Genomic DNA, 25,437 nt, shown 5'->3' on the forward strand with positions numbered 1-25,437 from the left:
CTATGGGTTTCGCCGCTGCCAAACATAGGCTAATAGCCAGACGACTTCCAATGCTCGAGTGCTATGATGCCGGACAAGGTTCCCTACTACATCACGACCGCGATTTCCTATCCGAACGGCAAGCCGCATATCGGCCACGCCTATGAACTGATCGCGACCGACGCGATGGCGCGTTTCCAGCGCCTCGACGGAAAGGATGTCTTCTTCCTCACGGGTACGGACGAGCACGGGCAGAAGATGCAGCAGACGGCGCGCGCCGAAGGCATTGAGCCTGCCGTGCTGGCAGAGCGGAATTCCAACGAATTCCGCGAGATGGGAAAGCTTCTTAACGCTTCCAACGACGATTTCATCCGCACCACCGAGCCGCGCCACCACGAAGCCTGCCGGGAGATTTGGAACCGGATGGCCGATAACGGCGACATCTACAAGGGCGGCTACGCCGGGTGGTATTCGGTCCGGGACGAGGCCTATTACCAGGAGGCCGAGACCGAAGTCCGCGACGATGGCGTACGCTACGGCCCGCAGGGCACGCCCGTAGAATGGGTCGAGGAGGAGAGCTATTTCTTCAAGCTGTCGGCCTATGAGGAAAAGCTGCTCAAGCATTACGCCGACAATCCCGATTTCATCGGTCCGGCGGAACGGCGCAACGAGGTGATCTCCTTCGTCAAGTCGGGACTGAAGGACCTGTCGATCTCGCGCACCACGTTCGACTGGGGGATCAAGGTCCCGAACGATCCCGCCCATGTGATGTATGTCTGGGTGGACGCGCTGACGAACTACGTCACCGCGACCGGCTACCTGACCGACCCGAAAGGCCCCCGCGCCAAGTACTGGCCGGCCGACGCCCACATCATCGGCAAGGACATCATCCGCTTCCATGCCGTCTACTGGCCGGCCTTCCTGATGTCCGCCGGGCTCCCTTTGCCCAAGCGCGTCTTTGCCCACGGTTTCCTGCTCAACAAGGGCGAGAAGATGTCGAAGTCGGTCGGCAACGTCGTCGATCCGGTCAACCTCGTGAACCACTTCGGTCTCGACCAGGTGCGCTACTTCTTCCTGCGAGAGGTCTCCTTCGGCCAGGACGGTAGCTACAGCGAGGAGGGGATCGGGACCCGGATCAATGCCGACCTCGCCAACGGCATCGGCAATCTTGCGAGCCGGTCGCTCTCGATGATCTTCAAAAACTGCGAAGGCAAGATCCCGCAACCCGGTGAGTTCACCGAGGACGACCGGGCGATCCTGGCTGCGGCCGATGGGCTGCTCGCAACCTGCCGGGAAGAGATGGACAAGCAACTCATCCACCGCGCGGTTGCAGCCGTGATCGGGCTTGTCTCCGAGACGGACCGCTATTTCGCCGGCCAGGAACCCTGGGCGTTGAAGAAGACCGATCCCGAGCGCATGGGCACAGTCCTCTACGTGACCGCCGAGGTGGTCCGGCAGATCGCCATCCTTCTTCAGCCCTATATGCCCGGCTCGAGCGCCAAGCTTCTGGACCTGGTGGCCGCTCCCGCCGACAAGCGTGACTTCAGCGCGCTGGGCGAGGGGGGACGTCTCGTTCCTGGCACGGCCCTCGAGGCACCGACCCCGGTCTTTCCGCGTTACATCGCACCGGAGGCGGGCGCCTGAGTCCGAAGCTGCCGATGCTCATCGATACCCACTGCCACCTGGATTTTGCCGATTTCGACCAGGAGCGCGACGAACTCGTGTCGCGCGCCCATGACGCCGGCGTGCGTCAGATGGTGACGATCTCGACACATGTCCGCAAACTCGATCGTCTCCTGGCGCTCACCGAGCGCTATCCGTCCGTGTTCTGCTCCGTCGGCACCCATCCGAACAATGCGGCCGACGAACTGGACGTGACGGCGGACGATCTCGTCAAGCTGGCGGAGAGCCACGAGAAGATCGTGGCGATCGGCGAAGCTGGGCTCGACTATTTCTACGACACCCAGAAGCCCGAGGACCAGAAGACCGGCTTCCGCCGCCATATCGAGGCGGCCCGTCGGACGCAGCTGCCGCTCGTCATTCATAGTCGCAGCGCCGACGACGACATGGCTGCCATCCTGCGCGAAGAAAGCGGGAAGGGGGCGTTTCCCTTCATCCTCCATTGCTTCTCGTCTGGAGCGGACCTCGCCCGGACGGGGGTGGAGCTCGGCGGCTACGTGTCGTTCTCCGGGATCCTGACCTTTCCGAAATCGGAAGAACTGCGGGAGATCGCAAAAACGGTTCCCCATGACAGGCTTCTGGTGGAGACGGACGCGCCCTATCTGGCACCGAAGCCCTGGCGCGGGAAACGCAACGAGCCCGCCTATGTGGTCAATACCGCCGAAGTTCTCGCGGAAACCGTCGGGATCGGCGTCGACGAGATGGCGCGGATCACCACCGAGAACGCCTTCCGGATATTCAGCAAGATGCCGAGGCTCTGAGGAGCATGCTCCACCGTCGCAGATACACGATCCTCGGATGCGCCTCGTCTCCCGGGGTTCCGCGCATCAATGGCGACTGGGGCGCCTGCGACCCGAACAATCCACGCAACCGCAGGACGCGCGCGGCCTTCCTCGTGGAGCAGTTCTCGCCGGACGGCGGTTCGACAGTCGTCGTCGTCGATACCGGTCCGGATTTTCGCGAACAGATGATTGCCGCGCGCGTCCAGCACGTCGATGCGGTGCTTTACAGCCATCCGCACGCCGATCACCTCCATGGGATCGATGACCTTCGCGGCTACTTCCATATCCAGAGGGAACGCATTCCGATCTATGCGGACAGCTGGACGATGGAGAGAATTCGGGCGGGCTTCGGCTACTGCCTCGAAACGCCCCCCGGCGGGAACTATCCGCCGATCGTCGAGCCGAGGCTCATAGAGTCGCTTGTGGAGCCGATCGTCGTTACGGGCGCCGGCGGCCCGATCGAGGTGCTGGCGCACCGCCAGATTCACGGTGAAATCCACTCGCTCGGCTTCCGGTTCGGCAATGTCGGATATTGCTCCGACGTCAGCGACTTTCCCGAAGAGACCGTCGGGCGCCTGGAAGGTCTCGACCTCCTGGTCATCGATGCGCTGCAGTACCACCACCATCCGAGCCATTTCTCGCTCGACCAGGCACTCGAATGGATAGACCGGCTGCAGCCGCGCCAGGCCTACCTGACACACATGCACACGCCGATGGATTACGACGCCGTCAACGCCGCGACGCCTGAGCACGTGCAGCCGGCATATGACGGACTGAGCTACGAATGCGATATCGAGATCGCGTCCGGAGCGTGACATCGGGCAGTCGTTGTTTCATGACGTGATCAGATACGCATAAGCCATTGGCGTAGCTTACCTCGGATAAGTTCCATAATCCATCTTATGTGATTTTCGGATTTCACACTGGATGCAATAATGCGCTGGCGCATCTACTATGGCGACGCCTGTAACGCTTCCTCGGCCTCCTCCCTCTCCATGCCGATGATCCGCCGGGCAATATCGAGGCTGAAGCCCTTTCGCGCCAGTGACGCAAGTTCGCGCGAGTGACGCTTTTCGTCGATGGCGGCCGTCCGGAACGGACCGAAGCCGCGCTTTCGCGCATATGCCAGCGCCGCGCGGAAATCGTCGGCGTCCTCCAGCGCCTCGCTTGCCGTGTCGTTGCTGACGCCCTTCTGCCGGAGAGACTGGGCGATCAGCTTCCTCGATCGTCCGCCTCGGACGCCGGCGCGAACCTTCGATGCCGCATAGGCCTCGTCATCGAGACCTCCGACCTGGCGGCCGCATTCGATGGCTTTTGCAGCAAGCGCCTGAAGCTGGGCATCGGAAATGCCCTCGAATTTTTCCTTCGCCTTGCGACGGATAGCGGTTGCGAGTTCGTGCTCGGTGATCATGCGCCGGGAGAGCCGGTAGAGCGTCGAGTTCCTGGCCCAGGAGAGCATCCTGGCGGTCGGCACGTCGGCTTCTGCGCCGTCCGGGTCGAACGCCCCGTTCTCGTCTGCAATCGATGAAGCGGCCACCTTTTCACGCATGTCGTTTGCTGTAAGCTGTCGGCGGGCATTTGTCGAAGGAATAGCCGATGCTATCCCGCTATGTATTGTTCATCTTTGGGATGGCCTTGTCGCTTGCCGGGCCGTTGCGCGCCGAAGATCCGCTGGGCTCGGCCCGCGAGGTCATCTCCCGCCAGATCACGGCATTCTCGCGCGGCGACGCGATCGGCGCCTTCGCGGAGGCCGGTCCGGACATGCGTAACGGTATTGCCGACGGCACCCGCTTCCTCGCGATGGCGCGGGAACGCTATGCGCCCCTCGATGGCGTTCGCAACTTCGCATTCGGTCGGTCGAAGCTCGTCGGCGGCGGCGAATTCATCCTGCAGGAGGTCATGCTGGCAAGCCGCGACGGCAGCGACTGGACCGCCATCTTCGAGATCAGGCTCCTCGATAGCGGCGCCTACAAGGTCAACGAAATCCGCCTTCGCCCGAACGGCGCCAACCGCGGTATCTGAGAAATAGGGCTAACCGCCTAGAGCGGATCGACGTCGCCCCTCGCCCACATTGCCTGCGTCTCGGCGTAGAACTCGGCGAACCGGCCTTCCGCGATCGCGAGGCGTATCCCTTTCATCAGGTCCTGATAGTAGGACAGGTTGTTCCACGACAGGAGCATCCCGCCGAGCGCCTCGTCGGAGCGGACTAGGTGATGCAGGTAGGCACGCGAATAGTCGCGCGCTGCGGGGCAGCTCGATTCCTCGTCCAGCGGCCGCGTGTCCTCCGCGTGCCGGGCATTCCGGATGTTGATGCGGCCCCGCCGCGTGAATGCAAGCCCGTGGCGCCCGGAGCGGGTCGGCATCACGCAATCGAACATGTCTATGCCGCGCGCGACGGACTTCAGGATGTCGTCGGGCGTGCCGACCCCCATGAGATAGCGCGGCTTGGCCGTCGGAAGCACCGGTAGCGTCTCTTCCAGCATCTTCAGCATCACGTCCTGCGGTTCGCCGACGGCAAGGCCGCCGACCGCATAGCCCTTGAGATCGAGCTGCGTCAGGCCCTCGGCCGAGCGGACGCGGAGATCCGGCTGGTCGCCCCCCTGCACGATGCCGAACATCGCCTTGCCGGGCTGTTCGCCGAAGGCGACGCGGCAGCGTTCCGCCCAGCGCAGCGAGAGTTCCATCGCCCGCTCGATCTCCTTCGGTTCCGCCGGAAGCGCGACGCATTCGTCGAGCTGCATCTGGATATCGGATCCGAGCAGTCCCTGTATCTCGATGGACCTTTCCGGCGACATGTGGTGCAGGGACCCGTCGACATGGCTCTTGAAGGTCACGCCCTGCTCGTCCAGCTTCCTCAGGCCGGAGAGCGACATGACCTGGAAGCCCCCGCTGTCGGTCAGGATCGGGTGCTCCCAGCGGATGAGCTTGTGCAATCCTCCGAGCCGCGCCACGCGTTCGGCACCCGGCCGCAGCATCAGGTGGTAGGTGTTGCCGAGGATGATGTCCGCACCGGTCTCGCGGACCTGATCGAGATACATCGCCTTGACGGTTCCGACGGTTCCGACCGGCATGAAGGCCGGCGTCCGGATCGTTCCGCGCGGCATGCTGATCTCGCCGAGGCGCGCACCGCCATCGGTGGCCTTGAGGGTAAACTGAAATGTCTCTGTCATTCTGGCTTCCGGAAAAGGAGGCTGGCATCGCCGTAGGAATAGAAGCGATAGCCGGTGCGGATGGCGTGCTCGTAGGCGTTCCGCATCGTCTCGATGCCGCTGAAGGCCGAGACGAGCATGAAGAGCGTCGACTTCGGCAGGTGGAAGTTGGTCATCAGGATGTCCACCGCCTTGAACGCGTATCCCGGCGTGATGAAGATGTCCGTGGCGCCGCTCCAGGCGTTGATCGTTCCGTCCTCGGAACTGGCGCTCTCGAGGAGGCGCAGCGACGTGGTGCCGACGCTGACGATCCGCCCTCCCCGTTGCCTGACCGCATTCAGTCGCGCCGCGGTCTCGGCGCTCACGTGGCCGATCTCGGAATGCATCCGATGGTCGCTGGTGTCGTCCGCCTTCACCGGCAGGAATGTGCCGGCACCGACATGCAGGGTCACGAAGTGGCGCTCGATCCCCGCCTCGTCGAGCGCCGCGAAGAGCTCCGGCGTGAAATGCAGGCCGGCCGTGGGAGCAGCGACAGCGCCTCGCTCGCGGGCATAGATGGTCTGGTAGTCTTCCCGGTCCAGCTCGTCCTCGGGCCGCTTGTCGGCGATATAGGGGGGCAGCGGAATGTGCCCGGCAGCCATGATCGCCTCGTCCAGCGCCGGGCCCGACAGGTCGAACAGGAGCGTGATCTCCCCACCCTCTCCCTTCGCCTCGACGGTCGCGTTGAGCGTTCCCAGCAGACAGGAATCGCCGCCATGGCCGAAGATGATGCGGTCCCCGACCTTGATCCGCTTGCCCGGCCTCGCAAACGCCTTCCAGCGTTCCGGGCCCGCGCGCATGTGCAAGGTGGCGGAAACCGGCAGTTCGCTCGCGCCTTCCCGCAGGCGCTGCCCTTCGAGCTGCGCCGGGATGACCTTCGTGTCGTTGAATACCAGGGCGTCGCCGGGGCGCAGGAGCGACGGCAGGTCACGGACCGTCATGTCGGAAAGGACCGGCGCGCCGTCGGGTCGCACGACGAGCATGCGCGCGGCGTCGCGCGGGCTTACCGGTCGCAAGGCGATGTTTTCTTCCGGGAGGGCGAAATCGAAAAGGTCTACGCGCATCAGTTCAGAACATTCGGATCATCACGACACCGGCGCAGAGCAGCAGTGCTCCCACTATCCGTCCGGCCGTCAGTTCGCGCACGGCTACACCCATGAACCCGATGCGGTCAATGAGGAGACCGGCCGTTAATTGGCCTGCGACGGAGAAAGTCATGACGGCGGCTGCGCCAATTCGCGGCGTCAGCAGGATTGCGGCGGTGACATAGACGCTTCCGAGGCAGCCACCGGCGAAATACAGCCAGGGAGCGGGCGCATGCCAGTCGGGGGCGATGCCCTGAAAGCGGGCGAAGGCCATCATCGCCAGCGCGAGGACGACCGCACCGGCGGCAAACGAGACCATGGCAGCCGCGAGCGGCATCCCGAGCATCCGTCCAAGCTGCGCGTTGATCGGCGCCTGGACCGCGATGCAGGCCCCTGCGACGATACCGAGGATGCTCCAAAGTAGGCCTGTCATGTCTCGCCTGCCCTCGCCTCGCCGGGATGTAGTCGGAAACGAAAAACGCCCCGGCGTACCGGGGCGCAGTATCTCACATATCGCGCCGATCAGGCAGCCACGTCGGCGGCGACCCTAAGGCTGATGATCGAATCGGGATCCTGGACCGGCTCGCCCTTCTTGATCTCGTCGATATGATCCATGCCCTCGATCACCTGGCCCCAGACGGTGTACTGCTTGTTGAGCCAGGGTGCATCGGCGAAGCAGATGAAGAACTGGGAGTTGGCCGAGTTCGGGTTCTGCGAACGCGCCATCGAGCAGGTGCCGCGCACATGCGGGACCGCCGAGAATTCTGCCTTGAGGTCCGGCTTGTCGGAGCCGCCCATGCCGGCGCGCCCGGGATTGAAGTTCGCGCCGCCCTTCTTGCCGTACTGCACGTCGCCGGTCTGCGCCATGAAATCGGCGATGACGCGGTGGAAGACCACGCCATCATAGGCGTGTTCACGGGCGAGTTCCTTGATCCGGGCCACGTGGCCGGGAGCGAGATCGGGCATCAGCGAGATCACGACCCTGCCCTTCGTCGTTTCCATGATGAGCGTGTTTTCCGGATCCTTGATCTCGGCCATGTACTTCTCCTTCATTACTCGAATTGACGCTTTTCGGCGTCCGTTACTGTCGGCCGACGGTGACCTTCACCATCCGGTCGGGATCGGAGACCTCGCCGTTGCCGCCCGCGCCGCGCTTGATCTTGTCGACGTTCTCCATGCCCGAGACGACCTTGCCGACCACCGTGTACTGGCCGTTGAGGAAGGAGCCTTCGTCGAACATGATGAAGAACTGCGAATTGGCGGAATCGGGATCCTGCGAACGCGCCATCCCGACCGTCCCGCGTTCGAACGGGATGTCGGAGAACTCGGCGGGAAGATCGGGCAGGTCGGAGCCGCCGGTGCCTGCGCGGCCGGGATTGAAGCCGTCCTCCATGTCGCCGAACTCGACATCGCCGGTCTGGGCCATGAAGCCTTCGATCACCCGATGAAAGGCGACGTTGTCGTATTCGCCCTTCGAGGCGAGTTCCTTGAGGCGCGCGACATGCTTGGGAGCCGCGTCCGGCAGCAACTCGACGACCACCGGGCCGTCCTTGAGTTCGATCGTCAGGTAGTCGTCCTCTGCGGCAAGCGCCGGCATGGCGACGGAGGCGAACGCGAGGGCACCGGCAAGGGCGAGACGAAGAAGTTTCATGTGTTCTCCACGATGAGAGGTCAGCGGTTCAGCTTGATACGCATGGCGGCGAGCACCGGAGCCGGAACGAAGGCACCGACGTCACCGCCCATTGCGGCGATCTGACGTACCAATGTGGCCGTAATAGGCCGCGACGCCACGCCCGCAGGCAGAAATACCGTCTGGACGTCGGGTGCCAACTGACGGTTCATGCCGGCCATCTGCATTTCGTAGTCGAGGTCCGTGCCGTCCCGCAGTCCCCGGATGAGCAGGGTCGCGCCATGGGCGCGGGCTGCATCCACGACCAGGTTGTCGAACGAGACCACCTCGATTTCGCCGGCTGCGGACGGAAGCGCCTCGGCAACCGAAGCCCTGATGAGTTCCGCCCTCTCCCCGAAGGTGAAGAGCGGCGCCTTCCCGGGGTGGATGCCGATCCCGACCACCACCTTCTCCGCAACCTGCAACGCCTGCACCAGGACGTCGAGATGTCCGTTCGTCATCGGGTCGAATGATCCGGGATAGAATGCGGTCGCCATCAAGCCTCACACGGTTTGTCGCCTTTTGTCATGGAAGCCCGGGCGCTGCAAGATGGCGAAGATGAACGCCAGATGAACGGACCATTCAAGCGCGTTTCATTGCTAACATGCTTTCTTGCGGCCAGTGGGTGGGAGACCGAACCGGGGAAGCCAACCTTGAGCTTCTCCATGCAATTTGGAACCAGGTCGCGCAATGAGCGTTCTGGCTGGCAAGAAGGACAACTGAGATGATCGAGAGAAGGAAGCCGATCGTGCTGGACAAGATCTCAATGATCAACATGGTCTGGACAGCAATGATCGCCGCGATGCTCACGGCCACGGTGACCCTTTATCAGGATCGTTCGCAGTGGAGCGATCTGGACTATCCGCAGATGACGGGACGTTACAACGATATCTCGTTCTACTAGGCGGTACTGACCAAAGAGGCAGGTTATGTTCGTGACGTTGACGGTATTGGCGGGTCTGATCAGTATCATGTTCGTGGCATCGGTCGCATCGACGATCACCGAACTTCGCCGCGAACGAGAAGAGATGAAGGCCTTCGCAGCCCGTAGGGTCACGTTCTAGTCGGGGACGACAGGATTTTTCTGGATTTCCAGTAGCGGACTGCACCACCGGAAAAACAATTCCGGCCCTGCAGCCAAAAAATAAGCCGGGCATTTTGCCCGGCTTATTTGTTTTGTTTTCGGCTTATTCGGCATCCGTTTCGGGCGGAGCCTCGCCGGGAGCAGTGGCGCCCGGATCGCCGGCATCCAAGACGTTCTCGTCGGGCCCGCCCTCGCCTGCCTCGTCTTCGCCTTCAGGCTCGCTGATGCGCTCGACCGAAACCACGCGTTCATCCTTCGCGGTGGAGAAGATGGTCACGCCCTTGGTGGCGCGGCTGGCGATGCGAATGCCGTCGACCGGGACGCGGATCAGGACGCCACCGTTCGACACGAGCATGATCTGGTCGGCATCCTCGATCGGGAAAGCGGCCACCAGATGCCCGATTTCGCTCGTCCGGGAGGTATCCGTGGCCCGGATGCCCTTGCCGCCTCGACCCGATGTGCGGAAGTCGTAGGACGAGGAACGCTTGCCGAAGCCACGCTCCGAAACCGTGAGGACGAACTGCTCGCGCGCCCTCAGTTCCTGGTAGCGCTCCTCGGAAAGCTCGCCTTCGGCCCCGACATCCTCGCCGACGAGAGCGATATCCTCTTCATCGACGCCCATGGCGCGACGTTCGGCAGCAGACCGCTTCAGATAAGCGGCGCGTTCCCACGGCTCGGCATCCACATGGCCGACGATCGTCATCGAAATGATGCGATCGCCCGGCTGCAAGGTAATGCCCCGCACGCCGATGGAGTTGCGGCCCGCGAAGACGCGGACGCTGTCCACCGGGAAGCGGATGCACTGGCCGAGCGCGGTCGTCAGCAGCACGTCGTCACGATCGGTGCAGGTCTCGACGGAGAGAATCTCATCGCCCTCCTCGTCCAGCTTCATCGCGATCTTGCCGTTGCGGTTGACCTGGACGAAATCGGACAGCTTGTTGCGGCGCACGGTTCCGCGCGTCGTCGAGAACATGACGTCGAGATTGTCCCATGTCGCCTCGTCTTCAGGCAGCGGCATGATGGTGGTGATGCGTTCGCCGGGCTCCAGCGGCAGCATGTTGATGAGGGCCTTGCCGCGTGACGTCGGCGTGCCGATCGGCAGGCGCCAGACCTTCTCCTTGTAGACGATGCCGCGCGAGGAGAAGAACAGCACCGGCGTGTGGGTGTTGGCAACGAACAGCCGGGTGACGAAATCCTCGTCGCGGGTCGCCATTCCGGAGCGACCCTTGCCGCCGCGGCGCTGCGCCCGGTAGGTCGTCAGCGGCACGCGCTTGATGTAGCCGAGGTGCGAGACGGTGACCACCATGTCCTCGCGGGCGATGAGGTCCTCATCGTCCATGTCGGGTCCGCCCTCGAGGATCTCGGTGCGCCGCGGCGTGCCGAACTCGTCGCGGACGGCCAGCAGTTCGTCCTTGACGATCTGGTAGATGCGCACGCGCGACGAGAGGATTTCGAGGTAGTCGCTGATCTCCGCGCCGATCTTGTTGAGCTCGTCGGCGATTTCGTCGCGGCCGAGCGCCGTAAGGCGGGCCAGGCGCAGTTCCAGGATGGCGCGCGCCTGCTCTTCGGAGAGATTGTAGGTGCCGTCGTCGTTGATCCGATGGCGCGGATCGTCGATCAGGCGGATCAGGGCGTCCACGTCATGGGCCGGCCAGCGCCGGGTCATCAGCTGTTCGCGTGCGGTCGCCGGGTCGGGCGCGCGACGGATCAGGTTGATGACCTCGTCGATGTTCGCAACCGCGATCGCGAGACCGACCAGGACATGCGCGCGTTCACGCGCCTTGCGGAGAAGATACTTCGTCCGCCGGCTGACGACTTCCTCGCGGAAGGAAACGAAGGCCTTCAGCATGTCGATCAGCGTCAGCTGTTCGGGCTTGCCGCCGTTGAGCGCCACCATGTTGCAGCCGAAGGAAGTCTGCAGCGGCGTATAGCGGTAGAGCTGGTTGAGGATGACATCCGCATTGGCGTCGCGCTTCAGCTCGATGACGACGCGGTAGCCCTGGCGGTCGGATTCGTCGCGAAGATCCGAAATGCCCTCGATGCGCTTGTCGCGCACGAGTTCGGCCATCTTCTCGATCATCGTCGCCTTGTTCACCTGGTAGGGAACCTCGGTGATGATGATCTGCTCGCGGTCGCCCCGCATCGGCTCGATGTGAGCGCGGCCGCGCATGATGACGGAGCCTCGGCCCGTCTCGTAGGCGGACTTGATCCCCGCCCGTCCGAGGATCAGCGCGCCGGTCGGAAAATCCGGTCCCGGAATGATCTGCATCAGTTCCGGCAGCTCGATCGCCGGGTTGTCGATCAGCGCGATACAGGCGTCGATCACTTCCGTGAGGTTGTGCGGCGGAATGTTGGTCGCCATGCCGACCGCAATGCCGCCGGCGCCGTTCACCAGGAGGTTCGGGAAGCGCGCCGGGACGACGACCGGTTCGGAAAGCGTGCCATCGTAGTTGTCACGGAAGTTGACGGTTTCCTTGTCGAGATCGTCGAGAAGCGCGTGAGCGGCCTTCTGCAGGCGGCATTCCGTGTAGCGCTGCGCTGCCGGCGGATCGCCGTCGATCGAACCGAAGTTGCCCTGGCCGTCGATCAGCGGCAGGCGGAGCGACCAGTCCTGCGCCATGCGCGCCAGCGCGTCGTAGATCGCGGCGTCGCCGTGCGGATGGTATTTACCCATCACGTCACCGGTGACGCGGGCCGACTTCACGTATTTCTTGTTCCAGTCGATCCCCATTTCGCTCATGGAGAACAGGATGCGGCGATGGACCGGCTTCAATCCGTCTCGAACATCCGGGAGCGCGCGGCTGACGATGACGCTCATCGCGTAATCGAGGTAGGACCGCTGCATCTCTTCCATGATGGATATGGGTTCGATGCCGGGTGGCAGCTTTCCGCCGCCGGGAGTGCTTTGCTCAGTCAAATCGGATCACGATCTTGGTTCGGAATCAATTCTGTCTCTATATCGGAAAGCGGCTTCCAGCGCCAAGTTCGGCACCGGTTTTGAACAGGTTTCGAACATCGGCGAGGAAACCGACCGGGTCTCGGGCACGAGACAATGGGCAGGCCGCTCTTCCCTTGAAGGCCATGCTGTCCTAACAAGCTAGGATGGGGTCCGCAAGGATCGGCAACGCGCTGGAGCAGAGATGGCTACTGCGGACATCTTGGTCAATGCCTTCACCACAATGCTCGTCACGCTGGATCCGCCCGGCCTGGCGCCCGTCTTCCTGGGCATGACGGCAGGCATGCGGCGGGACCAGCGCCGTCACGTGGCCGTGCGCGGCTCGCTCGTCGCATTCGGCATACTTGCGGTCTTCGCCGTGTTCGGCGCCAGTCTTCTGGGTGCCCTCGGCATATCCATGGGCGCATTCAGGATCGCCGGCGGGTTTCTCCTGTTCTGGATCGCGTTCGAAATGGTGTTCGAGCGCCGGCAGGAACGCAAGGCGAAGACCTCGCAGGAGGCCATCACCCTCGGCCAGCTTCACAATCTCGCAGTCTTCCCGCTTGCCCTCCCGCTCATCGCAGGACCGGGAGCGATTTCAGCGACCGTGCTTCTTGCCGGCACGATGTCCGGCCCCTGGGATCGGCTCCTGCTGATCGGCGTTCTGGCGCTGACGATGGGCGTGGTGCTGATGGCGCTGCTGATTGCCGAACGACTGGATCGCTTCCTCGGACTGACCGGGCGGGCCATCCTGACCCGCCTCCTCGGCGTCGTTCTCGCGGCACTCTCCGTGCAGTTCGTGGTCGACGGCGTGAAGTCCGCCTTCAATACCGTCTGACCCTGCGCCCGCGTCCGCGCTATCGCGGATCAGAACGGGATGTCGTCATCCAGGTCGCGCGAGAAGCCTCCGCCCTGGCCACCCTGGCTGCCTTGACCACCCTGGCCGCCGCGGCTTCCACCGGAGGCCGGGCGGTCGTAGTCGTCGCCGAAATTGCCGCCGCCGTAGTCATTGCCGCCGCTGGCCCGGCCACCGCCGCCGCCATAGCTGCCCTGCCCGCCGCCTTCGCCGCGGCCGTCCAGCATGGTGAGCGTCGAGTTGAAGCCCTGCAGGACGACTTCGGTCGAGTAACGGTCATTGCCGTTCTGGTCCTGCCATTTGCGGGTCTGCAGAGCGCCCTCGATGTAGAGCTTGGCGCCCTTCTTCACATACTGTTCGACGACCTTGCAGAGGCCCTCGTTGAACACGACGACGCTGTGCCACTCGGTCTTCTCCTTGCGCTCGCCGCTGTTGCGGTCACGCCAGCTTTCCGAGGTCGCGATGCGCAGGTTGGCGATTGGACGTCCGTCCTGCGTGCGCCGAATTTCGGGATCGGCGCCGACATTGCCGATCAGGATTACCTTGTTGACGCTACCAGCCATAGTTCTTCACCTTGTCCGCCGCCTGTCATGCGGCCAATTCAACGATGGCCTAGCTTAGACCATCTGCCGTCGCCGTTGGCCACCCCGTGCCGCTCATCCACAATGGATTTTTGTTCTTTCTTTGTTCTATTTATTCCCTATGCTTGTGTCAAGCAGGACGCTTTTTTGAGTCGATCCCGTGGACTTTCCGGCTTCACACCGGCACTTCATATCCTACATAAGGGCAACCACTCCTCCCCATCGAGCAGAGTAATGAGCGAACTTAAGACGATCTCCATCCGTGGTGCGCGCGAGCATAATCTGAAGGGTATCGATCTCGACTTGCCGCGCAACTCGTTGATCGTCATGACCGGGCTGTCCGGCTCGGGCAAATCCTCCCTCGCCTTCGACACGATCTATGCGGAGGGACAGCGCCGCTACGTCGAAAGCCTCTCGGCCTATGCGCGCCAATTCCTGGAGATGATGCAGAAGCCGGACGTCGACCAGATCGACGGCCTCTCCCCGGCCATCTCGATCGAACAGAAGACGACATCGCGCAATCCGCGCTCGACCGTGGGCACGGTCACCGAGATATACGACTACATGCGCCTCCTGTTCGCGCGGGTAGGCGTGCCCTATTCGCCGGCGACCGGCCTGCCGATCGAGAGCCAGACGGTCAGCCAGATGGTCGACAGGGTGCTCGCCCTCGAAGAGGGAACCCGGCTCTACATTCTCGCGCCGATGATCCGCGGACGAAAGGGCGAGTACAAGAAGGAACTCGCCGACCTGATGAAGAAGGGCTTCCAGCGGGTGAAGGTCGACGGCCAGTTCTACGAGATCGCCGACGTACCCGCGCTCGACAAGAAGTACAAGCATGACATCGACGTGGTGGTCGACCGCCTGGTGGTGAGGCCCGACATCGGCGCGCGCCTTGCCGACAGCCTGGAGACGTCGCTGAAGCTCGCCGACGGGCTGGCGATCGCCGAATTTGCCGACAAGCCGCTGCCGGCGGAGGAAACGTCTGCGGGCGGCGCCGCGAACAAGTCGCTGAACGAGACGCATGAACGCGTGCTGTTCTCGGAAAAGTTCGCCTGCCCCGTATCCGGCTTCACGATCTCGGAGATCGAGCCCCGACTGTTTTCGTTCAACAACCCCTTCGGCGCCTGCCCGACCTGCGACGGTCTCGGTTTCCAGCAGAAGATCGATCCGGCGTTGATCGTCCCGGAACCGGGCCGCACCCTGCGCGATGGCGCCATCGCCCCGTGGGCCAAGTCAACCTCGCCTTACTACAACCAGACTCTCGAGGGGCTGGGGAAGGTCTTCGGCTTCAAGCTCTCCAACCGCTGGGAGGAGCTTCCCGAGGCCGCTCGGCATGCCATCCTGCAGGGGACCGAGGAGCAGATCGAATTCTACTACGTGGATGGCGCCCGCTCCTACAAGACGACCAAGACCTTCGAAGGCATCGTCCCCAATCTCGAGCGCCGCTGGAAGGAAACCGACAGCGCCTGGGCGCGCGAGGAGATCGAGCGGTACATGTCGGCGGCGCCCTGCCCCGCCTGCAACGGCTTCCGCCTGAAGCCGGAGGCGCTGGCGGTCAAGGTGAACGCCCTTCATATCGGCCAGGTTACCGACATGTCGATCAGGGTCGCCCGCGACTGGTTCGAGGAGCTTCCGAAGCACCTCAGCGACAAGCACAACGAGATCGCCGTCCGTATCCTCAAGGAAATCCGCGAGCGGCTGAGCTTCCTCAACGATGTTGGCCTGGAATATCTCAGCCTGTCGAGAAGCTCGGGCACGCTTTCGGGCGGGGAAAGCCAGCGTATCCGGCTCGCATCGCAGATCGGCTCTGGTCTGACGGGCGTCCTTTATGTGCTCGACGAACCCTCTATCGGCCTTCATCAGCGCGACAATGCCCGCCTGCTGGACACGCTGAAGCACCTTCGTGATATCGGCAACACCGTGATCGTCGTCGAGCATGACGAGGACGCCATCCTGACCGCCGACTACGTCGTAGATATTGGTCCCGCCGCCGGTATCCATGGCGGCGAGGTCGTTGCCGAAGGCACGCCGGCGCAGGTCATGGCGAACCCGAATTCGATCACCGGCAAGTATCTCTCCGGAGAACTTGGCGTCGCGGTTCCGGCCGAACGCCGCAAGCCGAAGAAGGGCAAGGAGATCAAGGTCGTCGGTGCCCGGGGAAACAACCTCAAGAACGTCACCGCTTCGGTGCCGCTCGGTGTCTTCACCGCGGTGACCGGTGTTTCGGGCGGCGGAAAGTCGACCTTCCTCATCGAGACGCTCTACAAGGCGGCGGCCCGGCGCGTCATGGGCGCCCGTGAAATCCCGGCCGAACATGACCGGATCGACGGTTTCGAGCACATCGACAAGGTGATCGATATCGACCAGTCGCCGATCGGACGCACGCCGCGCTCCAATCCGGCCACCTATACGGGCGCCTTCACGCCCATCCGCGACTGGTTCGCGGGGCTCCCCGAGGCGAAGGCTCGCGGCTATGCGCCCGGCCGGTTCTCCTTCAACGTCAAGGGCGGGCGCTGCGAGGCCTGCCAGGGCGATGGCGTCATCAAGATCGAGATGCACTTCCTCCCCGACGTCTACGTCACCTGCGACGTCTGCCACGGCAAGCGCTATAACCGCGAGACCCTCGACGTCCATTTCAAGGGCAAGTCGATCGCCGACGTTCTGGACATGACGGTCGAGGAAGGCGTCGAGTTCTTCGCGGCCGTACCCTCGGTACGCGACAAGCTGCAGGCGCTCTTCAACGTCGGCCTCGGCTATATCAAGGTGGGCCAGCAGGCGAACACGCTTTCCGGCGGCGAGGCGCAGCGCGTCAAGTTGGCGAAGGAATTGTCCAAGCGCTCGACCGGGCGCACGCTCTACATCCTCGACGAGCCGACGACGGGCCTGCACTTCCACGACGTGGCCAAGCTGCTGGACATGCTGCACGAGCTGGTGAACCAGGGGAACTCGGTCGTCGTGATCGAACACAATCTCGAGGTCATCAAGACGGCAGACTGGATCATCGACATCGGGCCGGAAGGCGGAACCGGCGGCGGCGAGATCGTCGCAGCCGGCCCGCCTGAAGCGATCGTCAAGGAGAAGCGCTCCTATACGGGGCATTTCCTGAAGGAACTGCTCGAGCGTCGGCCTGCGAAACGGATCGAGGCGGCGGAATAAACATCGGCGGAGGGTCACATGGCAGGGCGGGGAACGATCCGGACAGGCATCGGCGGCTGGACTTTCGAGCCGTGGGATAAAAGCTTCTATCCGCCGAAACTGGCGAAGAAGAAGCAGCTGGAATATGCCGCCGGCAAGCTGAAGGTCATCGAGGTCAACGGCACCTATTACGGCTCGCAGAAGCCCGAGACCTTTGCCAAATGGGCCTCCGAAGTGCCGGATGGCTTCATCTTCTCGCTCAAGGCGAGCCGCTTCACCACCAATCGCAAGGTGCTGGCCGAGGCGGGCGAATCGATCGACCGCTTCTTCGCCCAGGGGCTGGCGGAACTCGGCCCCCATCTCGGGCCCATCCTCTGGCAGTTTGCGCCGACCAAGAAGTTCGAGCCCGAAGACTTCGAGGCGTTCCTGAAGCTTTTGCCGGAGAAGGTTGACGGGCTCAAGCTTCGGCATGTCGTGGAGGTGCGCCACGACAGCTTCAAGGTTCCGGAATTCGTCCAGCTGCTTGCCCGCTACAACGTCGCGCCGGTCTGCGCCGAACACCACGACTACCCGATGATCCCCGATGTCACGGCGGATTTCGTCTACGCCCGGCTGCAGAAGGGATCCGACGACATTCCCAATTGCTACAAGGACGCGGATTTGAAGGCCTGGGCGGAACGTCTCGGGACATGGGCGGCAGGCGGCGTGCCCGGCGACTTGCCGCTCATCGACCCGGCGCACAAGCCGAAGCACGAACCCCGCGACGTCTTCGCCTTCTTCATCCACGAGGGCAAGGTGAACGCGCCGCAGGGGGCAATGGCGCTGCAGGGACTGGTCGACGGCTGATCAGGCCGGCTCGAGCGGCCTGATGCCGCGCACCAGGGTCTCGGCCGTCAGCCCGTCGCCCGCGTGACGAGCCGCCTCCCCGTGCAGATAGACGCCTGCGGCCGCCGCCTCGAACGCCGGCATGCCGTTGGCAAGCAGCGCGCCGATCATTCCCGCCAGAACATCGCCCGATCCGGCAGTCGCAAGCCATGGCGGCGCGTTCTCGTTGATGACGGCCCTGCCGTCCGGCGCGGCAACCACCGTATCGGCGCCCTTGTAGACGATGATCGCGTTTGCGCGCTGCGCGGCTGCGATCGCCTTCTCCACCTTGCTCAACTCCTCAGCCTCGCCGATATCGGGAAAGAGGCGGTGAAACTCCCCCTCGTGAGGCGTAAGCACGAGACGTGGCTCGCCCCGATAGGTCTCGAACAGGATATCCGGGAAATCCCGGAAGGACGTGATCCCGTCGGCATCGAGCACAAGCGGCCGTCCTCCGAGCGCCGAGACGAAATCCCTCGCCTTCGCGCCCACGCCGAAACCCGGGCCGAGGACGAAGGCGGAGAGCTTCGAACTCGCCAGCCACTCCCCGATTGCCGCGGCATCCTCGATCTCACGCACCATGACCGCCGTCAGCTGCGCGGCGTTCACGGCGACCGCGTCCGGCGGCGAGGCGACCGTGACCAGCCCCGCCCCGGTGGCAAGCCCGGCCTCGGCGGAAAGCCGCGCGGCGCCGGTATGCGATGCCCCGCCTGAAAAGACCGCAAGATGTCCGCGCCTGTACTTGTGGGAGCCCGCATCCGGGGCCGGCAGAAGATGACGCCAGAGCAGCGGATCGTTGACGCGAAGGACGCCCGCGGCACCCCTGACGATACGCCAGGGGATGCCGATGTCCACGACCTCGACGTCACCGCAGAGTGACCGTCCCGGCAGTAGCAGGTGTCCAGGCTTGCGCGCCATGAAGGTCACCGTCTGTTTCGCACGAAAGGCCGCCCCGAGCGGCGTGCCCCGTCGCCCGTCCAGGCCGGAGGGAAGGTCAACTGACACCACCGGCACCCCGGTCGCGTCGACGGCCGATATCAGGGTCCGAAGGCTCTCGGGAACTTCACGGGCAAGACCCGCGCCGAAGACGGCGTCGATGACTGTGTCTCCCGGCCTAAGGACGAGATCGGAAAGCGGCAGGGCCGGCAGCGGACATCTGTATCTTGCCCGCCCCGCGTCGCCGCCGGGTTCCGTGCCGGGGTCGAGGGCGAAGACTGCAACGGCTGCGCCCGCCTCCGCCAGCACCCGGGCTGCCACATAGCCGTCGCCACCATTATTGCCCGGGCCGCATAGGACGACGAAGCGGCGTGTCTGCGGATGGTGGCGCAGGGCCGCCGCCGCGACCGCCTGTCCCGCCTTCTCCATCAGACCGTAGGAATCGATTCCCGAAGCGGCAGCCGCCGCATCCGCGGCAGACATCTCCTTCGGGGTCAGCAGTGTGATGACATCCTCGATCATCCCGCCAATTGAGACCATAGCGTGCCGACGCGCAAGATCGACCGCAGCAGTTCGGTAACGTGATTATTATAAGTGCAAATGCACACCCGATGGGCGTTGCGCTGCATCCGCAGCAGAGCACTGAACGCGGTGCCGCGGCGCTCAAATCATCAGACGCCTAAAATCAAGGCCACAAACTTCGTCCGAACGACGTCTGGAGCCCCGCATTGCCGGAATTTCAGTAGGATAAGGGAATTTTTTGCCTCTCCGGCTTTGCAGACTGGCACGATACCTGCATTAGTAGGCACGCCGGTAACGGCCACGTCAGGGAGAGATAGTTTCTCATGAAAAAGATCGAAGCCATCATCAAGCCGTTCAAGCTGGACGAAGTGAAGGAAGCCCTTCAGGAGGTCGGCCTGCAAGGCATAACTGTGACGGAGGCGAAGGGCTTCGGAAGGCAGAAGGGCCATACCGAGCTCTATCGCGGCGCCGAATACGTGGTGGATTTTCTGCCCAAGGTTAAGGTTGAAGTCGTCCTCGCCGACGAGAGCGTTGACGCCGTCATCGAAGCCATCCGCAATGCGGCGCAGACCGGTCGCATCGGCGATGGGAAGATCTTCGTCTCCAACGTCGAGGAAGTCGTCCGTATCCGTACGGGAGAAACGGGCGTCGACGCCATCTAGTTCGCCAGGCACATGGCCTCGGCGCAATTCGTCATCCAAATTCAAGGAAGCAGCAAATGACGACCGCAAGCGAAATCATGAAGCAGATCAAGGAAAACGAGGTCAAGTTCGTCGACCTGCGTTTCACCGACCCGAAGGGTAAGCTTCAGCACGTCACCATGGACGTCGCCGCCGTCGATGAAGACATGTTCGCCGACGGCGTCATGTTCGACGGTTCCTCCATCGCCGGCTGGAAGGCGATCAACGAGTCCGACATGGTCCTCATGCCCGACCCGGCAACGGTCCACATGGACCCCTTCTTTGCCCAGTCCACCATGGTTGTCCTCTGCGACATCCTCGATCCGGTGTCCGGCGAATCCTACAATCGCGACCCGCGCGGTACCGCCAAGAAGGCCGAAGCCTATCTCAAGGCCTCCGGCATCGGCGACACGGTCTATGTCGGCCCGGAGCCGGAGTTCTTCGTGTTCGACGACGTGAAGTACAAGGCCGATCCCTACAACACCGGCTTCAAGCTCGATTCCTCGGAACTGCCGTCCAACGACGACACCGATTACGAGACCGGCAACCTTGGCCACCGTCCCCGCGTGAAGGGCGGGTATTTCCCGGTCCCGCCGGTCGACAGCCTTCAGGACATGCGTTCGGAAATGTTGACGGTTCTCGCCGAGATGGGCGTCGTCGTCGAGAAGCACCACCACGAAGTGGCCTCCGCGCAGCACGAACTGGGCGTCAAGTTCGACACGCTCGTCCGCAACGCCGACAAGATGCAGATCTACAAGTACGTGGTGCATCAGGTCGCCAATGCCTACGGCAAGACCGCGACATTCATGCCGAAGCCGATCTTCGGTGACAACGGATCGGGCATGCACGTCCACCAGTCGATCTGGAAGGATGGCAAGCCGACCTTCGCCGGCGACGAGTATGCCGGCCTTTCGGAATCCTGCCTCTACTACATCGGCGGCATCATCAAGCATGCCAAGGCGATCAATGCCTTCACCAACCCGTCGACGAACTCCTACAAGCGTCTCGTTCCGGGTTATGAGGCACCGGTCCTGCTCGCCTATTCCGCCCGCAACCGCTCCGCATCGTGCCGCATCCCGTTCGGTACCGGTCCGAAGTCGAAGCGGGTCGAGGTCCGCTTCCCCGATCCGACGGCCAACCCCTACCTCGGCTTCGCTGCCATGCTGATGGCCGGCCTCGACGGGATCAAGAACAAGATCCACCCGGGCAAGGCGATGGACAAGGACCTCTACGACCTGCCGCCGAAGGAACTGAAGAAGATCCCGACCGTCTGCGGCTCGCTTCGCGAAGCGCTCGAGAACCTGGACAAGGACCGCAAGTTCCTGACGGCCGGCGGCGTCTTCGACGACGACCAGATCGATGCCTACATCGAGCTGAAGATGGCGGAGGTCATGCGCTACGAGATGACGCCGCACCCCGTCGAATTCGACATGTACTATTCGGCCTGATCAGCCGACCGGGAACAAGAAAACGGCGGGCCTGTCCCGCCGTTTTCATATGCCGCTATGTCCTGCCGGTTGCCTGACCCAACCGTCGGCCGCACGTCAGCCCCTTGATGTCGTGAGATTTTATTCCCACATCAAGGTGCGAAAGGATACACACCATGAAACAACGCAGCGCTAAGTTCAGTATCGGAGAAGTGGTTCGCCACAAGGTCTTCCCGTTCCGTGGCGTGGTGTTCGACGTGGATCCGGAATTCGCCAATTCCGAAGAATGGTGGAATGCCATCCCCGCGGAGATACGCCCGAACCGCGACCAGCCGTTCTATCACCTGCTCGCCGAAAACGACGAGACGGAATATGTCGCCTATGTTTCGGAACAGAACCTGGAGCATGACGAAAGCGACAGGCCGCTTCGCAACCCGCAGGTCTACCAGATCTTCGACAAGGGACCGCACGGGCAGTTGACCCCCAAGATGGGTTTCGCCCACTGAACCGTTCTTGACGATCCTGAAACGCAAAACGCCGGCCAGTGGCCGGCGTTTTCTTGTCTCGACTGGTGGCGGGGACTACTGGCCCTGCTTGGCGGCGTTCTGCGCCTCTTCCAGTTTCTTGCGGGCTTCCTCGGCCTTCTTCTGCATGCCTTCCTGCAGGGTCCGCTGGCTTTCCGCCAGCTGCGACTGCGAGATCGGCTCGCCGTCGAAGGCGCCGGTGAACCCGTTCAGCGAAATCTTGATCGGGTTGGGTGCGCGGCGGAAGTTGATCGACGTGAAGACGACCTCGCCGCCCTTTTTGAGGCTTGCGATCATCGCATCGGTCAGCGGCACTTCGGCCGTGCACTTGTCGGGAAGGCAGACTGCGTAGTCGAGCTTCTGGCCCTTGCCGCCGTCGATCTGCATGGTGATCCCGGGCGGGATGAGCCGCGCGGTCGGGACCGATACCTGCAGGATCTTGCGATTGACCTTGCCTTCGACGGTGATCAGGCCGACGGCCGTCACCAGCTGGCCGTTCTGTGCCAGCATGATGTTCTGCACGACGCAGAGATCACTGTCGTCCTGCTTCGTGCAGGTCTTGAACCAGCCCAGCGGAGGCGCTCCTGCCCCGGCGGCGGCCGGCGCGCCCTGCGCCAGAGCGGCGGTGGGCACGGTTGCAGCCGCGAAGGAAAGAGCGAGCGCGGACATTGCCGTCCGCAGAGCCGTGTTAGCCTTGAGTTTCATAACGAAATCCGTCTCCTGAAATCCGTCCGGTACGGCTTCCGCCGCCCTCCCTCGGGTTGTCCTACTGCGTTTCACCTGTCGGCGAAATGAGGCAATTGAATGACCCCCGGGCTTCGACACCCTGTTACATCGGCGCCCGATCGATATCCAGTCCTTCAGGGGGCTTTTTTGACGAAACGGTTACCGCCGGCGGTCCTGCATCATGGTACCGGAGGTTGGTCGCGCGCCACCCTTGGTCTATTTTGCCCCCGACTGATTCGACTTCCCGAAGGATACACCATGCGCCGCCTCCTCCCGCTCCTGGTGCTTGCCGGCCTGGCCTGGCCTGTGGCCGCCGAACCCATGCACGCGATCGCCATGCATGGCGAGCCGGCGCTCCCGTCCGACTACACGCATTTCCCCTACGTCAAGCCGGACGTGAAGACGGGCGGCAGCGTGCGCTACGGCGTGGTCGGGACCTTCGACAGCCTCAACCCCTTCGTCCTGAAGAGCATGAGAACCACGGCGCGCGGCGTCTGGGATCCGCAGTTCGGGCATCTCGTATTCGAACCGCTGATGCAGCGTTCCGCCGACGAGCCCTTCTCCGTCTATGGCCTGCTGGCGCAGAGCGTCGAGATGGACGAGGAGCGCAGCTTCATCCAGTTCAACCTCAACCCCGAAGCCAGGTGGTCCGACGGAGAACCGGTGACGCCGGAAGACGTCATCTTCACCATGGAACTGCTGCGCGACAAGGGCCGCACCCCCTTCAGCGCGCGGCTGACGCCGGTAGAGCGCATGGAGAAGGTCGGGACCCATGGCGTGAAGTTCATCTTCAACGAGAAGTCGGATCGTGAATTTCCCCTGATCCTGGCGACCGCAACGCCGATCCTGCCGAGGCATGCAACCGACGTCGCCAACTTCGAAAACTCGTCGCTGGCGATCCCGGTCGGTTCCGGACCCTATACGGTAAAGTCGGTCAAGCCCGGCGAACGCATCGTCTTCGAGCGAAACCCGGACTACTGGGGCAAGGACATCCCGGCCAAGGTCGGCTTCGACAACTACGACCAGATTTCCGTCGAGTACTTCCTGCAGGACAATACCCTGTTCGAGGCCTTCAAGAAGGGCGTGGTCGATATCTATCCGGACGGAAGCCCGACCCATTGGGCACGGGCCTACGATTTCCCGGATGTGCGGAACGGGGCCGTCATCAAGGACACGTTCCGGCCGGAACTGCCGACGGGAATGGTGGGCTTTGTCTTCAATACCCGCCGCCCCCTCTTCGCCAATGCAAAGGTTCGCGCGGCCCTCGCTCTCGCCTTCGATTTCGAATGGGCGAACCGCAACCTCTTCGAGGGCGCCTACACCCGCACGGAAAGCTTCTGGCAGAATTCTCCCCTCTCCTCCCTCGGCATGCCTGCCGACGCCCGCGAGCTGGAAATCCTCGGGGACGCCAGGAACACGATCGATCCCGCCGTGCTCGATGGCAGCTACCGGCTCCCGAAAACCGATGCTTCCGGCGGCGACCGGAAGATCCTGCGTCGGGTCGTCGAGCTGATGAAGGAAGGCGGCTATACCATCAAGGGCGGAAGGATGTCGGACGCCTCCGACCGGCCCATGCGGTTCGAAATCATGACGCAGACGCCGGACCAGGAGAAGCTGGCGATCGCCTACCGGCGGACGCTCAGGATGATTGGGGTCGAGGCGACCATCCGCACCGTCGATGACGCCCAGTACCAGGCGCGCTCCGCGAGCTTCGACTATGACGTGATCGTCAAGTCCTATCCTTCGACGCTTTCTCCGGGCATCGAACAGGTCGGTCGCTGGGGATCGATCTCCCGCGATCGCGAGGGCAGCAACAACTTTGCCGGCGTGGCGGACCCGAATATCGACCGGGCGATCCAGGCCATGCTCGGCGCCCGAAGCCGGGAGGAGTTCCAGGCGGCGGTCCGTGCCTACGACCGGCTGCTGATCGCCGGCCATTATCTCGTTCCGCTCTACCACGTGCCGGAACAATGGGTGGCGCGACGCAGCCATATCGGCTATCCAGACGAAACGCCGCTTTACGGCTATCAACTCCCCGTCTGGTTCGACAAGCGCGTGCAGGACTGACGACGGCCGACCGGCAATATCAATTCAGGAAGGGATGCGGCCATGGAGCGCGTAACCATCGATGTCGTGTCCGACATTGCCTGCCCCTGGTGCTACCTGGGCAAGGCGCGGCTGGAACTGGCGATCGCCGAGGTCCAGGACGAGGTCGGCGTCGACGTCAACTGGCGCCCCTACCAGCTGGATCCGGACGCCACCGGCACCGGCACGGACTACCGCAGCCACCTGGTTGAAAAACTCGGCGGCGCCGAACGCCTCGACGAAATCCAGGAGACGCTGCGCAATTACGGTCGCGAGATCGGCATCACCTTCCGTTTCGAGGACATCAAGGTTCGTGCCAACACGCTCGACGCCCACCGTCTCCTGCATTGGGCGGGAATAGAGGGCCGCGAGATACAGGACCGCGTCGCGACGGCGCTGTTCAAGGCTTATTTCGAGGAAGGGCTGAACGTTACGGACCATGGCGTCCTGACCGAGATCGCCGGCCGATGCGGGCTCGACCCAACACTTATCGGTTCGCTGCTGGCGTCGGATGCGGACAAGGCGACGATCCTCGACGAGATCGAGGCTGCCCGGGAGATGGGCGTCAGCGGCGTTCCCTTCCTCATCTTCGACGGCCAGTACGCGGTCAGCGGAGCCCAGGAGCCCGACGTGCTCGCAAACGCGTTGCGGGATATCGCGCGCATGAAGGCGGAAGCCCGCAAGGGCATGATCTGACGA

Annotated in this window: 25 protein-coding genes; 14 read left to right on the forward strand and 11 right to left on the reverse strand. The window is 63.2% G+C overall.

Features of this window, described 5'->3' with window-relative positions; translation table 11 throughout:
* Positions 1-66: 66 nt before the first annotated feature.
* The 3 genes from metG to ACWGPT_RS05495 are packed head-to-tail and all read left to right on the forward strand — an operon-like array spanning position 67 to position 3,256.
* The gene (gene metG / locus ACWGPT_RS05485) at positions 67-1,623 is read left to right on the forward strand and encodes a methionine--tRNA ligase (RefSeq protein ID WP_452604589.1); all 1,557 of its coding nucleotides are present in this window, start codon (positions 67-69) and stop codon (positions 1,621-1,623) included.
* Positions 1,624-1,637: 14 nt separating this feature from the next.
* Positions 1,638-2,420 (forward strand): TatD family hydrolase, encoded by a 783-nt coding sequence (locus ACWGPT_RS05490; protein ID WP_452604590.1) that lies wholly within the window; start codon positions 1,638-1,640, stop codon positions 2,418-2,420.
* A gap of 5 nt (positions 2,421-2,425) precedes the next feature.
* The gene (locus tag ACWGPT_RS05495) at positions 2,426-3,256 is read left to right on the forward strand and encodes an MBL fold metallo-hydrolase (protein WP_452604591.1); all 831 of its coding nucleotides are present in this window, start codon (positions 2,426-2,428) and stop codon (positions 3,254-3,256) included.
* A gap of 137 nt (positions 3,257-3,393) precedes the next feature.
* Here the strand turns inward: ACWGPT_RS05495 and ACWGPT_RS05500 are convergent, their stop codons facing one another.
* The gene (locus ACWGPT_RS05500; protein WP_452604937.1) at positions 3,394-3,900 is read right to left on the reverse strand and encodes a regulatory protein RecX; all 507 of its coding nucleotides are present in this window, start codon (positions 3,898-3,900) and stop codon (positions 3,394-3,396) included.
* A gap of 137 nt (positions 3,901-4,037) precedes the next feature.
* On the opposite strand from ACWGPT_RS05500, the gene ACWGPT_RS05505 reads away from it, so the two are divergent.
* Positions 4,038-4,463, forward strand: coding sequence for a DUF4864 domain-containing protein (locus ACWGPT_RS05505; protein WP_452604592.1), 426 nt, complete (start codon positions 4,038-4,040; stop codon positions 4,461-4,463).
* A 17-nt stretch (positions 4,464-4,480) separates the two neighbouring features.
* On the opposite strand, the gene tgt is transcribed toward ACWGPT_RS05505, so the two are convergent.
* From tgt to coaD, 6 genes are all read right to left on the reverse strand, one after another.
* Positions 4,481-5,611, reverse strand: a complete 1,131-nt coding sequence (gene tgt / locus ACWGPT_RS05510) for a tRNA guanosine(34) transglycosylase Tgt (protein WP_452604593.1) — start codon at positions 5,609-5,611, stop codon at positions 4,481-4,483.
* The gene (gene queA / locus ACWGPT_RS05515) at positions 5,608-6,693 is read right to left on the reverse strand and encodes a tRNA preQ1(34) S-adenosylmethionine ribosyltransferase-isomerase QueA (RefSeq protein WP_452604594.1); all 1,086 of its coding nucleotides are present in this window, start codon (positions 6,691-6,693) and stop codon (positions 5,608-5,610) included. The genes tgt and queA overlap by 4 nt, the downstream gene beginning before the upstream one ends.
* 4 nt (positions 6,694-6,697) lie before the next feature.
* Entirely contained in the window at positions 6,698-7,147 is a 450-nt protein-coding gene (locus tag ACWGPT_RS05520; protein WP_452604595.1) for a DMT family transporter, read from the reverse strand.
* 89 nt (positions 7,148-7,236) lie between these two features.
* Positions 7,237-7,752 carry a peptidylprolyl isomerase gene (locus ACWGPT_RS05525; protein WP_452604596.1) on the reverse strand — a complete coding sequence of 172 codons (516 nt, stop codon included), beginning with the start codon at positions 7,750-7,752 and terminating at the stop codon, positions 7,237-7,239.
* A gap of 43 nt (positions 7,753-7,795) precedes the next feature.
* On the reverse strand, positions 7,796-8,365 hold the full coding sequence (locus ACWGPT_RS05530) for a peptidylprolyl isomerase (protein ID WP_452604597.1): 570 nt from the start codon (positions 8,363-8,365) through the stop codon (positions 7,796-7,798).
* A 20-nt stretch (positions 8,366-8,385) separates the two neighbouring features.
* Positions 8,386-8,880, reverse strand: coding sequence for a pantetheine-phosphate adenylyltransferase (coaD, locus tag ACWGPT_RS05535; protein ID WP_452604598.1), 495 nt, complete (start codon positions 8,878-8,880; stop codon positions 8,386-8,388).
* Between the two features lie 227 nt (positions 8,881-9,107).
* Between coaD and ACWGPT_RS05540 the strand changes: the two genes are divergently transcribed.
* Complete coding sequence (locus ACWGPT_RS05540) at positions 9,108-9,287, forward strand: hypothetical protein (RefSeq protein WP_452604599.1); 180 nt, start codon at positions 9,108-9,110, stop codon at positions 9,285-9,287.
* A gap of 25 nt (positions 9,288-9,312) precedes the next feature.
* Positions 9,313-9,447: a hypothetical protein gene (locus ACWGPT_RS05545; RefSeq protein ID WP_452604600.1), complete on the forward strand. Its 135-nt coding sequence runs from the start codon at positions 9,313-9,315 to the stop codon at positions 9,445-9,447.
* A gap of 123 nt (positions 9,448-9,570) precedes the next feature.
* Here the strand turns inward: ACWGPT_RS05545 and gyrA are convergent, their stop codons facing one another.
* Positions 9,571-12,384, reverse strand: coding sequence for a DNA gyrase subunit A (gyrA, locus tag ACWGPT_RS05550; protein WP_452604601.1), 2,814 nt, complete (start codon positions 12,382-12,384; stop codon positions 9,571-9,573).
* Positions 12,385-12,607: 223 nt separating this feature from the next.
* Here gyrA and ACWGPT_RS05555 point away from each other — a divergent pair, with 223 nt between their 5' ends.
* Positions 12,608-13,240, forward strand: coding sequence for a MarC family protein (locus ACWGPT_RS05555; RefSeq protein ID WP_452604602.1), 633 nt, complete (start codon positions 12,608-12,610; stop codon positions 13,238-13,240).
* Between the two features lie 29 nt (positions 13,241-13,269).
* On the opposite strand, the gene ACWGPT_RS05560 is transcribed toward ACWGPT_RS05555, so the two are convergent.
* Complete coding sequence (locus ACWGPT_RS05560; RefSeq protein WP_452604603.1) at positions 13,270-13,821, reverse strand: single-stranded DNA-binding protein; 552 nt, start codon at positions 13,819-13,821, stop codon at positions 13,270-13,272.
* A gap of 252 nt (positions 13,822-14,073) precedes the next feature.
* Here ACWGPT_RS05560 and uvrA point away from each other — a divergent pair, with 252 nt between their 5' ends.
* Complete coding sequence (gene uvrA, locus ACWGPT_RS05565) at positions 14,074-16,995, forward strand: excinuclease ABC subunit UvrA (protein ID WP_452604604.1); 2,922 nt, start codon at positions 14,074-14,076, stop codon at positions 16,993-16,995.
* A gap of 18 nt (positions 16,996-17,013) precedes the next feature.
* Positions 17,014-17,820 (forward strand): DUF72 domain-containing protein, encoded by an 807-nt coding sequence (locus ACWGPT_RS05570; protein ID WP_452604605.1) that lies wholly within the window; start codon positions 17,014-17,016, stop codon positions 17,818-17,820.
* On the opposite strand, the gene ACWGPT_RS05575 is transcribed toward ACWGPT_RS05570, so the two are convergent.
* Positions 17,821-19,314, reverse strand: a complete 1,494-nt coding sequence (locus ACWGPT_RS05575; RefSeq protein ID WP_452604606.1) for an NAD(P)H-hydrate dehydratase — start codon at positions 19,312-19,314, stop codon at positions 17,821-17,823. It lies immediately after the preceding gene.
* 305 nt (positions 19,315-19,619) lie between these two features.
* On the opposite strand from ACWGPT_RS05575, the gene ACWGPT_RS05580 reads away from it, so the two are divergent.
* The 3 genes from ACWGPT_RS05580 (at position 19,620) to hspQ (ending at position 21,909) form a co-directional block, all read left to right on the forward strand.
* Positions 19,620-19,958: a P-II family nitrogen regulator gene (locus tag ACWGPT_RS05580; protein WP_052638401.1), complete on the forward strand. Its 339-nt coding sequence runs from the start codon at positions 19,620-19,622 to the stop codon at positions 19,956-19,958.
* 56 nt (positions 19,959-20,014) lie between these two features.
* Positions 20,015-21,424, forward strand: coding sequence for a type I glutamate--ammonia ligase (glnA, locus tag ACWGPT_RS05585; RefSeq protein WP_452604607.1), 1,410 nt, complete (start codon positions 20,015-20,017; stop codon positions 21,422-21,424).
* Between the two features lie 155 nt (positions 21,425-21,579).
* On the forward strand, positions 21,580-21,909 hold the full coding sequence (gene hspQ, locus ACWGPT_RS05590) for a heat shock protein HspQ (RefSeq protein ID WP_452604608.1): 330 nt from the start codon (positions 21,580-21,582) through the stop codon (positions 21,907-21,909).
* 75 nt (positions 21,910-21,984) lie between these two features.
* Here the strand turns inward: hspQ and ACWGPT_RS05595 are convergent, their stop codons facing one another.
* Positions 21,985-22,632 (reverse strand): invasion associated locus B family protein, encoded by a 648-nt coding sequence (locus ACWGPT_RS05595; protein WP_452604609.1) that lies wholly within the window; start codon positions 22,630-22,632, stop codon positions 21,985-21,987.
* Between the two features lie 279 nt (positions 22,633-22,911).
* Between ACWGPT_RS05595 and ACWGPT_RS05600 the strand changes: the two genes are divergently transcribed.
* Positions 22,912-24,720, forward strand: a complete 1,809-nt coding sequence (locus ACWGPT_RS05600; RefSeq protein WP_452604610.1) for an extracellular solute-binding protein — start codon at positions 22,912-22,914, stop codon at positions 24,718-24,720.
* 42 nt (positions 24,721-24,762) lie between these two features.
* Complete coding sequence (locus ACWGPT_RS05605) at positions 24,763-25,434, forward strand: DsbA family oxidoreductase (protein WP_452604611.1); 672 nt, start codon at positions 24,763-24,765, stop codon at positions 25,432-25,434.
* Positions 25,435-25,437: the final 3 nt, after the last annotated feature.

It is taken from the genome of Pseudorhizobium sp. NPDC055634, assembly GCF_053618655.1.